Below are 11,457 nucleotides of genomic sequence, written 5' to 3' on the forward strand. Positions count from 1 at the left end.
TTGCAAAATTGCCAATCTTTTTCAGAAAACCATCAGGTATTTGGCGAAAGTTTAATCTAAGCCGCGACTAAGAGCTCTTTCGCGTTAGCGAGTGTTGAATCGGTGATCTGGCTGCCACCAAGCAATCTTGCAAGCTCAGAAATACGTTGTTGCTCATCAAGCGTGTGCATTTGCGTCTCTGTTTTACCTGCTTTAGTGCTCTTGGCGACGAACAGTTGTTGGTGACCACAACCCGCAACTTGAGGCAAGTGAGTCACACACATAACTTGTGTCGATTCACCTAGAGTACGCAGCATTTTGCCAACGACTGCAGCCGTTGGGCCACTGATACCCACATCGACTTCATCGAAGATCAGGCTAGGGGTGTCGACTTTCTGAGCGGTGATGACTTGAATCGCTAATGAGATACGCGATAGCTCACCACCAGAGGCCACTTTAGCAATTGGCTGCATTGGTTGCCCCGGGTTGGTAGAAACAATAAAGGTCACGTTGTCCATACCTAATGGGGATGGGTGAGTATTGGTGTTGTTTACCTCAATCGCGAACTGCGCTTTTTCCATGCTCAGCTCGTGCATGCTCTGTGTGATCAGCTTATTGAGCTCTTTGGCGTAACGCACGCGAGACTTATGCAGCTTCTCCGCTTTCGCAACAAAACTTTGGTAGTGCTGTTCAACTTCGTTAGCCAGTTCATCCAGTTTTTCATCAGAGCAATCTAGGTCTTCAATCTGCTGAAGCAGATCTTGGTGATGTTTATAAAGCTCTTCCGGCAATACATGATGCTTGCGTGACATCGACATGACTTTTGAGAAGCGCTCTTCGACAAATGCCATACGACCTGGGTCGACATCGATGCTATCAAGGTAAGTTCTTAGCTCGCTATTGGTTTCTTCAATTTGGATGATGGCTTCAGAGAGCATGTTCGGTAGCTCAGCCAGTCTTTCATCCAGTTCAGCCAATTGAATTAGGGAGTGATTGGCCGATTGCAAAATACCAAGCGCATTAACTTCTTCACCTTCGTAAATAAGCTCGATAGCTTGCTGACAGGTTGATGCAAGCTCGCCACTGTTGGATAGGCGTTTGTGCTCTTGTTCAAGCTCTTCATATTCTTCCTCCCCAAGTGAGAGCTCGTTCAGCTCTTTGATTTGGTACTCAAGCAGTTGTTTCTGTGCTTGGTTCTGTTGGCTGTTATCGCGCAGCTCTTTTAGATGGTTATCTGCATGACGCCAAGTTTGGTAAGCGTTGCGAGTCGATTTTAGCAGGTTAAGGTGGCCTGCATATTGGTCAAGCATCGCCATTTGGTAGTCGCTTTTCATCAACTGATGATGCGCGTGCTGACCATGAATATTAATAAGCAGTTGCCCCAATGATTTTAGTTGAGAAAGCGGAACAGGGCTGCCATTAATGAAGGCGCGCGAACGGCCTTCTTTCGAGATGGTACGGCGAAGGATACATTCGCTGCCATCCAGTAGCTCGTTATCTTCTAGCCAACGAGTCGCATGTAAGTTGTTATCCAGTAAAAATGCGGCACTAACTTCGGTCTTCTCTTCACCTTGTCGCACCATGCCAGCGTCGGCTCTACCACCAAGGCATAAGCCTAACGCATCGATAGCAATAGATTTACCCGCACCAGTTTCACCAGTGATGGTTGTCATGCCTTTAGAAAGTTCTAGCTGTAAAGACTTAACAATAGCGAAATTATTAACACTTAGATGAGCCAGCATTTTTATTTACCTGTATAACTGAACAATACTGTATATAAGCTCAGTATATACTGTTTCTTTATACAGTAAAGTGAGCGGGTGAATATTTTTTGTGAGCTCGATCAAATCAAACTTCGTTTGTAGGTCTCTGATATTGATGTCTATTTGTGAAAAGAGATTCCAGACACCTCGTCCTTCAGTTCTGGAATGACGATGTGAACAAGGCTCAAAAGGGGAGGAATTATATGGGGTTCAGGCAATAAAAAAGGTTGGCATTTCGCCAACCTTTTATTTTTTCGTAGTGTCTTTAGAACAACTTACTCGACCAACCGAGCTTGTTTCGTAGCACGTGATAGTAGCTGTAATCTTTAGGGTGGATCAGCTTAAGAACGTTGGGGCTTTGGTAGATGTGAATCTCGTCACCTGGTGAAACAGGGAGTGAGATTTGACCATCACAGCTTACCTCTTGAGTGCCACGATTGTCTGGAGAGACGATAAGTTTAATGTGGCGCTTGCTATCTACTACTAAAGGGCGGCTCGATAGGGTGTGTGGAAACATCGGTACTAAAGAAATAGCATTTAAACTTGAAGATAGGATCGGGCCACCGCCAGAGAGTGAATAGGCTGTAGAGCCTGTCGGTGTTGAGACAATCAAACCATCTGAACGTTGTGAAAAGGCGAAGCTATCATCGATGTAGACTTCAAACTCGATCATGTGAGCGACTTGGCCGGGGTGAAGTACCGCTTCGTTAAGTGCTGCATTGTGGCTTTTTATTTGACCATGACGATGGATCTCGGTTTCAAGTAAGAAACGCTCTTCCTCCATGAACTCACCATTCAGCACATCAGTTAGTGCTGACTGGAAATTCTCAGGGTTAAGGTCGGTCAAGAAGCCGAGGTTACCCCGGTTTACACCGATCACTGAGATATCGAATCGAGACAAGATACGCGCAGCGCCGAGCATGTTGCCATCACCGCCTACAACCACCGCCAAATCCGCTCGTTTTCCGAGTTCGACTAAGCTAGAGAATCGCTCTTTAGGGATGTCGTCTAAAATACTGGCTAACCTGTCATCAACAAACACTTGATAGCCTTCAGTACTTAACCACTGATACAGCTCTCTATGAGTCTGAATTGCTTGTTGATCTCGAGGTTTACCAATGATGGCGATGACTTCAAATGGCTTTTTCATAGGGTTTCCAAACGAATTAGGCTTGAATCAAAATTCTTCATCCCCATAATAAAGGCAAGTTGAATGACTATGCGAGTGTTTTATATCAAATTGGGCGCTAATACGCCGCTCACTGGCATAGAAAACTGAATTCTGGAGATATCATGAGCAACGAAGAAAACAAAGTAACGGAAGAAGAGCTAGATCAGATCATTGCTGAGGCAGAGAAAGTTGAAGCAGAAGCAGATGCCGAAGCGCAAGTTGAAGAAGCGGCTGACGAGCAAGAAGCAAAGATCGCTCAACTAGAAGCAGCTTTGTTGTCGAGCGAAGCGAAAGTGAAAGAGCAACAAGATTCTGTTCTACGTGCGAAAGCGGAAGTTGAAAACATGCGCCGCCGCACTGAGCAAGAGATCGATAAAGCGCGTAAATTTGCTCTAAACAAGTTTGCTGAAGAGCTGCTACCAGTTATCGACAACTTAGAGCGTGCAATGCAAGCCGCAGACGCTGAAAACGAAGTGGTTAAGCCACTGTTTGAAGGTGTTGAGCTAACACACAAAACATTTGTCGACGTAGTGGCTAAGTTTGGTCTTAAAGAGATCAACCCTGAAGGTGAAGCATTCAACCCTGAGCTTCACCAAGCAATGTCTATCCAAGAGAGTCCAGATCACGAGCCAAACACCGTTATGTTTGTGATGCAAAAAGGCTATGAGCTAAATGGTCGTGTGATTCGTCCTGCAATGGTTATGGTTTCAAAATAGATAACCGAATCATGTGAAATTCAGAGAGAGGCTTCGGCCTCTCTTTTTTTATGTTTTAAACAGTGGTGGTCTAATGAAAAAGCCAAAATAACACCATAAGTATGGCGTTCCCTTTAATCGGTGATTTCAAGTGTTTAGATTAATATATTATGAAACAAGTTGTTTTTAATTGATTACTCTGATGTCACATTTGTAATTAATATGTAAAATAATACTTTCAATTGTTATCTTGATATGTAAAATCTCCGGTCATATCGAGATATTACTCGTATATATAACTATAAAAGTACACATTTCAAACATAACAAACTGGAGATAAACGATGGATAAATCGCTCTCAAGTAAAATTTTTGTAGGTTTATTTGCCGGCCTACTTATCGGTACTGCAATTCAGTACCTATTCAGCGGTATTGCGATCTTTGATACCTACCTACTCGGTGCTGCGGAAGGCGCTGGTGGTATGTTCGTTTCACTTATTAAACTTCTTGTGGTCCCACTTGTTTACGTATCTATCGTTTGCGGTATCGTTGAACTGAAAGATATCCGTTCATTTGGTCGCCTTGGTGGTAAAACTTTTGCTCTTTACATTATCAACACCATCATTGCGATTTCTGCTGCGCTAACTATCGGTTTGATCTTCCAACCAGGTGCGGGTGCTAGCTTAGCGGGTACGGTTTCTGAGACGATTGCTCTAACAACAACGGAAACTCCAGATATCTTCTCTCTGGTTGTGAACATTGTTCCTAGCAACCCAGTACAAGCATTTGCAAGCGGCGACATGCTTCAAATCATCTTCATGGCGATTCTAACGGGCCTTGCTATTCAAGCACTTGATTCTCGTGGTGGCCCAGCTATCAAGACGTTCAAGATGGCGAATGAAATCATGATGAAGCTTATCGGCTTAGTAATGAGCCTTGCGCCATACGGTGTATTTGCTCTTATGATTCAACTGGGCGCAACGCTTGATGCAAACACGCTAATGTCTGTAGCAGGTTATGTCGCACTTGTTGTTGCAATGCTAGTGTTCTGGATTTTCTTCTTCTACCCAGCAATGGTTGGTGCATTCACAGGTGTTTCTCCAAAACAGTTCCTGCGTGCAACTCGTGAGCAAGTTCTATTCTCACTATCGACGGCAAGCTCTAACGCGACAATCCCTGTAACAATGCGTACCCTTACAGAGAAACTTAATGTTTCTAAATCTGTAGCGGGCTTCGGTGTACCGCTAGGTGCAACAATGAACATGTCTGGTGTCTCTATCTACATTGCACTAGCAACTATGTTCGTTGCTAACGCATTTGGTCAGCCAATCAATACTGCAGATATTTTTACTCTTGGTCTTACTATCCTGCTACTGTCTATCGGTGCTGGTGGTGTTCCGGGTGGTGGTGTAGTAATGGTAGGTGTTCTATTGCACCAACTAGGTCTACCACCAGAAGGTCTAGCAATCGTTGCAGCGGTTGACCGTATTTGTGACATGTTCTGTACTTCTTCTAATGTAGTTGGTGACACAGCAGTAAATACTATCGTTGCTAAGTCTGAAGATGAAATCGGTGTAGAAGCAGACAAAGAAGTTGAACTGAATAAAGCCGAAGCTTAATCAGAAAACTCTACATTAAATTGCTAAACGCGAGGCCTAGTGCCTCGCGTTTTTCGTTGTGCGCCGAGCATGGTGTCAACCTAGGAGGTGAAAGTCCTCTACGCGCCTTGTCGAGCAGGAAGCGTTAGCCTATGCAAGGGTGTCCATCGTGAGGTGGAATCTGAAGGAAGCAAATGGCAAAACATAGCTTTGACGAACAGAAATCTGATAGTAGGCATAATCAACTTGGGTAACCTAGCAACAGATAGAATAGCCCAAAGTCTCGAACAGAAGTGTGATTATGTAAATCAGGCAGAGCTATGGGAAAGGGTGACATCTTACCTCGGGAGGTCTTATCAATTGTCCGCGAGACTAGGCTAGCAGTGATGCTAGACGAAGATTGATAAGAAGTCAGCAGAGGGCATAGTACCTACAATGTGGGGAAGGCCTGAACCAAGGTTTTAAGGCTACAGTTAACAGATTCTCAGTGTGTATGGAGTCTCAGTCAAAAGTAGAACCCCTACAACTCCGCTAATAATGATGGTGAAGTCGGAAACGGATCTGTTGCTAGCGAAGAGAGACAAGCCACATTGGCGTTAAAGTTAAATAGTGGACTTAAGCTAACGTAAGTTAGTCTACCTTGGAACCGCCGTATGCGATACACGCTTGTACGGTGGTGTGAGAGGACGGAGGCCGTGAGGCCTCCTCCTACTCGATTGCAGGCAGTGGTCAATTTTGTGAATGACAACGTGAAAATTCTCTATGGTTCTGCAAATATTTAATATCGATCACATATAATAATACAATAGTATTTTATATTCGTTGGCAACCTACATTTAGACGACATTAAGGAAATTAAAATGAAGTTGTCCTACCTTAGCTTAATCACCGCTGCTGTTTTGGCGACACCAGCTTTTGCCGCAGATACAGATATAGCGACTCAATTCAATCTTGATCCTGCGAAAGCCCCTGCGCAGAACTTTGATTTGTCTAAATGGAAGATCAATCTGCCTGAGCTGACTAAAGAGGGCCCACGTAAAGGCAAAACGCTTGAGATCGCAAAGGCTGAGCTTGCTAATGTAGAGACGCCTTATGTCCACCCTGAGTGGTTCTACACAGATAAGGAAACGGGTGCGATGGTGTTTGTTGCTCCAAATACAGCGCCAACCACACCAAACAGTAAGAACACTCGAAGCGAGTTACGCGCTATGTTAGCTGACGACTACGCTGCGCCAGACAACAACTTTGCTGTGTCGAGCCATACTAATGCGAAGGAATATGGCTCGATTGGTGGCCAGATGACAGCAACTCTGTCGGTTGATCAAGTGAGCACCAGTGGTAACTATAACAAGACAGGCGCGTTCTCTGTGGTGATTGGTCAGATTCATGGCTCCGACAATGAACCGCTGAAGATTGTTTACCGTAAGTTGCCAGAGCACGAGCATGGCTCCCTTGCTTGGAACTATGAGCTTAACCCTGCACCAGAGCTGCAGAATGCGAAAGATGAGAACGGTAAGAAGTTGCGCAAAGATATTCGCCATGATGTGTTTGGCAAATACAACCTGAAGAAGGGCAGTGCAGACCCAGTTGATGGCATTAAGCTAGGGGAAGTTTTCTCCTACGATGTTGATATTAAAGATACGATGATGCATCTCACTTTCACCAAGAATCCAAATTCAGATTCGCCAGTGGTGAAAACTTATGAAGTGGATTTGGCGAAAGGTAACTACCAAGGTCACGATGTCGATTTAGGTTACGGTCAGGACTGGATGTATTTTAAAGCTGGCGCTTACAACCAGTGCAATACCAAAAAGTCGAGCTCAGCGTGTGAATGGCGAGGTATGGACGCAGGCGATTACACCAAAGTCAGTTTCTACCAACTGGATTTAAACCAATAATCATCGATAAATATTGATTTTCAAAGGCCTTCTATATGAAGGTCTTTTTTATGGGGCTAAGAATAAAGCAGAGGTTTTAATTGGGCGCTAAATGCGAGGTTTTCTCAACTGTGGAGCCTTAACTGGCAAGGGATCGCTCATATTTTACCGTTATGAAAAAAGATGGGAAAAAAAATAGATTTTTTTTACGTGTTCCCTTGAAAACCAATTTGTCGCCCTTATCTATGGTGCATACGAAAAGCAAATTAAATTTGCACTTAAATTTTGTGTGTCGGGGGTTGAATCCTCGGTAACCAGCCCCACATATGTGGGTATAGCAAAAACTAAATAGAATTATTTCGGAGATAGCCTGATGGGTAAAATCATTGGTATTGATTTAGGTACTACTAACTCTTGTGTTGCTGTTCTTGACGGCGACAAACCACGCGTAATCGAGAATGCGGAAGGCGAACGCACAACTGCGTCGGTAATCGCATACACAGACGGCGAGACGCTAGTTGGTCAACCTGCAAAACGTCAAGCTGTTACTAACCCTCAAAACACACTATTCGCTATCAAGCGTCTAATCGGTCGTCGTTTTGAAGATGAAGAAGTACAACGTGATATCGAAATCATGCCTTTCAAAATTGTTAAGGCTGACAACGGTGATGCATGGGTAGAAGCGCAAGGCCAAAAAATGGCTGCTCCTCAAGTATCTGCTGAAGTACTTAAGAAGATGAAGAAAACAGCTGAAGACTTCCTAGGTGAAGAAGTAACCGGCGCTGTTGTTACTGTTCCTGCTTACTTCAACGATGCACAACGTCAAGCGACTAAAGATGCTGGCCGTATCGCAGGTCTAGACGTTAAGCGTATCATCAACGAACCAACAGCAGCTGCTCTAGCTTACGGCCTAGACAAGCAAGGTGGTGACCGCACTATCGCTGTATACGACCTTGGTGGTGGTACGTTCGATATCTCTATCATCGAGATCGACGAAGTTGAAGGCGAGAAGACATTTGAAGTTCTTTCTACTAACGGTGACACTCACCTAGGTGGTGAAGACTTCGATAACCGCATGATCAACTACCTAGTAGACGAGTTCAAGAAAGAGCAAGGCATCGATCTTAAGACTGATCCACTAGCAATGCAGCGTGTTAAAGAAGCAGCAGAAAAAGCGAAAATCGAGCTTTCTTCTACTACTCAAACTGACGTAAACCTACCTTACGTTACTGCTGATGCGACTGGTCCTAAGCACATGAACATCAAAGTGACTCGTGCGAAGCTTGAGTCTCTAGTTGAAGATCTAGTACAACGTTCTCTTGAGCCTCTAAAAGTTGCTCTAGCGGATGCTGATCTATCTGTAGGCGAAATCACTGACGTTATCCTAGTTGGTGGTCAAACACGTATGCCTATGGTTCAAGCTAAAGTTGCTGAGTTCTTCGGTAAAGAAGCTCGTAAAGACGTAAACCCTGACGAAGCAGTAGCAATGGGTGCTGCAGTTCAAGGTGGTGTATTAGCTGGTGACGTTAAAGACGTACTACTTCTAGACGTTACTCCTCTATCTTTCGGTATCGAAACGATGGGTGGCGTAATGACTAAGCTAATCGAGAAAAACACAACTATCCCAACAAAAGCGGATCAAGTGTTCTCTACAGCTGAAGATAACCAAAGCGCGGTAACTATCCACGTACTACAAGGTGAGCGTAAGCAAGCGACTTACAACAAGTCTCTTGGTCAGTTCAACCTAGAAGGTATCCAGCCAGCACCACGTGGCATGCCACAAATCGAAGTAACTTTCGACCTAGATGCTGACGGTATCCTAAACGTATCTGCGAAAGATAAAGCGACGGGTAAAGAGCAGAAGATCACTATCCAAGCATCAGGCGGTCTGTCTGAGGAAGAGATCGAAGCAATGGTACAAGAAGCAGAAGCTAACAAAGAAGCGGACAAGAAGTTCGAAGAGCTAGTAACTGCACGTAACCAAGCTGACCAAATGATTCACGGTACTCGTAAGCAAGTAGAAGAAGCTGGTGAAGCTCTACCTGCAGACGAGAAAGAGAAGATTGAAGCAGCTATCGCAGCTCTAGAATCAGTTAAGTCTGGTGACGACAAAGAAGCGATCGACGCTAAAGTTCAAGAACTTATGCAAGCAGCTCAGAAGCTAATGGAAATCGCTCAACAGCAAGCTCAAGCTCAACAAGCTGGTGCTGAAGCAGGTGAGCAACCTAAGCAAGACGACGATGTTGTTGACGCTGAGTTTGAAGAAGTTAAAGACGACAAAAAATAATTTCGTCGCAGAGTAGCCTGATTTCGTTGTCGGAAGTGCTCACCTACTAGCGTAGGCTCCGCGCTTCCTCCTAGAACTCAAGCTATCTGCTTAGAAATTTGTCTCGAAGACTTATTAATACGGGCGTCAGAGGTAACTCTCACGCCCGTAAATTTGTATTTAGGCTGTCAATCTAGATAATGGCTCTCGAATCTCGAATCTCGAATCTCGAACCTTTATCTAGGTTGATACACAAGCTACTGAAAGATGTAATTTGGTAGTGGTAATAAATTTGGTGACTTAGAACATGTCAAAACGTGATTTTTACGAAGTATTAGGCGTCAGCCGTGATGCATCAGAGCGCGATATTAAAAAGGCGTACAAACGCTTAGCAATGAAGTTCCACCCAGACCGTAACCAGGGTGATGAAAGCGCAGCAGAAAAGTTTAAAGAAGTAAAAGTAGCGTATGAGATCCTTACCGATTCTCAGAAGAAAGCCGCTTACGACCAGTATGGTCACGCAGCCTTTGAACAAGGCGGTATGGGCGGCGGTGGCGGCTTCGGCGGCGGTCATGGTGATTTCGGTGACATCTTCGGTGATGTGTTTGGCGATATCTTTGGTGGTGGTCGTCGTGGTGGCGGTCAGCAACGTGCACAACGTGGTTCAGACCTGCGCTACAACATGGAACTGACTCTAGAAGAAGCGGTTCGCGGTGTATCGAAAGAGATTGAAGTACCTACACTCGTTGAGTGTGACGTATGTGACGGTAGCGGCGCGAAGAAAGGCTCTTCAGCTCAAACGTGTGGTACGTGTCATGGCCACGGCCAAGTTCAAATGCGTCAAGGCTTCTTTGCTGTTCAACAAACGTGTCCAACGTGTAACGGTAAAGGCAAGATCATTAAAGACCCATGTAACTCTTGTCATGGTCAAGGTCGTAAGCAGAAGACCAAAACACTTAACGTTAAGATTCCAGCTGGCGTGGACACGGGCGACCGTATCCGTTTATCTGGCGAAGGTGAAGCGGGAGAGCAAGGCGCTCCAGCAGGTGACCTATATGTACAAGTTCACGTAAAAGAGCACAACATCTTTGAGCGTGACGGCAACAATCTTTACTGCGAAGTACCAGTGAGCTTCTCTATGGCTGCACTAGGCGGTGAAGTTGAAGTGCCTACACTAGACGGTCGTGTAAACCTTAAGGTGCCAGAAGAGACACAAACGGGCCGTATGTTCCGTATGCGTGGCAAAGGCGTGAAAGGCGTTCGTGGCGGCGGTGTGGGTGACCTAATCGTTAAGCTAGTGGTTGAGACACCGGTTAAGCTAAGCTCTCGTCAGAAAGAGCTTCTACGTGAGTTTGAAGAGACATGTGGCGGTGAAGCGGCAAGCAAGCACAAGCCTAAGTCTGAAGGTTTCTTCAGCGGCGTTAAAAACTTCTTCGATGACCTAACTAAATAATTTAGGTGATTGAATCCTAAGTTATTGAGATTTAACTTAGTGACTAAACTAGAAAGCCTGCTCATGTAGCAGGCTTTTTTGTATCTCCAGTCTAACTTCATCCTTTTAGTTCATACCGTTTCACAGCCAACAAGCCTCTGGGTATTCAACATTGGCGTTGTTGAGAGTGAGCTTTTTTGGACTAACGCCATCAAAACAATCATCTTTATCTTGCCCAACTTCCGACTTTGGTGTGGCTGAAATCGTATAAGCAGTAGACGCCGAACTTACGACGCTGAATGAAAATCGCGAGCTGTCGGTATCACAAATTAAGCAGTTGCTTCCTGAGATGATATGACTCCAATCATAGCCGTCATCGTAACTCGCTTCTAACTCTAGTTGTATGCGTGCTATGTCAGCGATAGCTGTAGCTCGATGACCTGCTAAAAAATGATGGGTGTAGCTTGGATAGGCGATAGCACCCAAGATCCCGATAATGGCAACCACAATCAATAACTCGATCAATGTCATTCCTTGTAAACGTATGTTGTTGCTGTTGCATATATTTTTTCGAATCATCACGAGGACTTCCTTTTCACTAGTTAGGCTATTTTTCTCTGGTGATAGCATCGGTGCAAGATTAAATACGGTTACGCAATCTATTACATAGGGATTTG

The 11,457-nt window shown here is 44.7% G+C and carries 8 protein-coding genes; 5 read left to right on the forward strand and 3 right to left on the reverse strand.

Annotated features, from left to right (window positions below; translation table 11 throughout):
* Positions 1-56 precede the first annotated feature (56 nt).
* Together recN and nadK are read right to left on the reverse strand one after the other, a co-directional pair.
* A complete protein-coding gene (gene recN, locus AC6I7V_RS03040) occupies positions 57-1,721 on the reverse strand; it encodes a DNA repair protein RecN (RefSeq protein ID WP_498011308.1) in 1,665 nt (554 codons plus the stop codon).
* 286 nt (positions 1,722-2,007) lie between these two features.
* Positions 2,008-2,892: an NAD(+) kinase gene (nadK, locus tag AC6I7V_RS03045; RefSeq protein WP_498011309.1), complete on the reverse strand. Its 885-nt coding sequence runs from the start codon at positions 2,890-2,892 to the stop codon at positions 2,008-2,010.
* Between the two features lie 143 nt (positions 2,893-3,035).
* On the opposite strand from nadK, the gene grpE reads away from it, so the two are divergent.
* The 5 genes from grpE to dnaJ all read left to right on the forward strand — a co-directional run bounded on the left by grpE (position 3,036) and on the right by dnaJ (position 10,801).
* A complete protein-coding gene (grpE, locus tag AC6I7V_RS03050) occupies positions 3,036-3,629 on the forward strand; it encodes a nucleotide exchange factor GrpE (protein ID WP_255231316.1) in 594 nt (197 codons plus the stop codon).
* 322 nt (positions 3,630-3,951) lie between these two features.
* Positions 3,952-5,226 carry a dicarboxylate/amino acid:cation symporter gene (locus AC6I7V_RS03055; RefSeq protein ID WP_255231315.1) on the forward strand — a complete coding sequence of 425 codons (1,275 nt, stop codon included), beginning with the start codon at positions 3,952-3,954 and terminating at the stop codon, positions 5,224-5,226.
* Between the two features lie 839 nt (positions 5,227-6,065).
* On the forward strand, positions 6,066-7,103 hold the full coding sequence (locus AC6I7V_RS03060) for a polysaccharide lyase family 7 protein (RefSeq protein WP_255231314.1): 1,038 nt from the start codon (positions 6,066-6,068) through the stop codon (positions 7,101-7,103).
* 352 nt (positions 7,104-7,455) lie between these two features.
* Entirely contained in the window at positions 7,456-9,369 is a 1,914-nt protein-coding gene (gene dnaK / locus AC6I7V_RS03065) for a molecular chaperone DnaK (RefSeq protein ID WP_255231313.1), read from the forward strand.
* Between the two features lie 286 nt (positions 9,370-9,655).
* Positions 9,656-10,801, forward strand: coding sequence for a molecular chaperone DnaJ (gene dnaJ / locus AC6I7V_RS03070; protein ID WP_152468255.1), 1,146 nt, complete (start codon positions 9,656-9,658; stop codon positions 10,799-10,801).
* 120 nt (positions 10,802-10,921) lie between these two features.
* Here dnaJ and AC6I7V_RS03075 read toward each other — a convergent pair whose 3' ends face one another.
* Positions 10,922-11,359 (reverse strand): type IV pilin protein, encoded by a 438-nt coding sequence (locus AC6I7V_RS03075; RefSeq protein WP_498011638.1) that lies wholly within the window; start codon positions 11,357-11,359, stop codon positions 10,922-10,924.
* Between the last annotated feature and the right edge of the window lie 98 nt (positions 11,360-11,457).

The organism is Vibrio sp. KUL70, assembly GCF_059725515.1.

Bases quoted from the DNA above. Each gene is read 5' to 3' on its own strand.
- nadK (WP_498011309.1), bottom strand. From the start codon at position 2,892: ATGAAAAAGCCATTTGAAGTCATCGCCATCATTGGTAAACCTCGAGAT.
- AC6I7V_RS03075 (WP_498011638.1), bottom strand. From the start codon at position 11,359: ATGATTCGAAAAAATATATGCAACAGCAACAACATACGTTTACAAGGA.
- AC6I7V_RS03055 (WP_255231315.1), top strand. From the start codon at position 3,952: ATGGATAAATCGCTCTCAAGTAAAATTTTTGTAGGTTTATTTGCCGGC.
- grpE (WP_255231316.1), top strand. From the start codon at position 3,036: ATGAGCAACGAAGAAAACAAAGTAACGGAAGAAGAGCTAGATCAGATC.
- AC6I7V_RS03060 (WP_255231314.1), top strand. From the start codon at position 6,066: ATGAAGTTGTCCTACCTTAGCTTAATCACCGCTGCTGTTTTGGCGACA.
- dnaJ (WP_152468255.1), top strand. From the start codon at position 9,656: ATGTCAAAACGTGATTTTTACGAAGTATTAGGCGTCAGCCGTGATGCA.
- dnaK (WP_255231313.1), top strand. From the start codon at position 7,456: ATGGGTAAAATCATTGGTATTGATTTAGGTACTACTAACTCTTGTGTT.
- recN (WP_498011308.1), bottom strand. From the start codon at position 1,721: ATGCTGGCTCATCTAAGTGTTAATAATTTCGCTATTGTTAAGTCTTTA.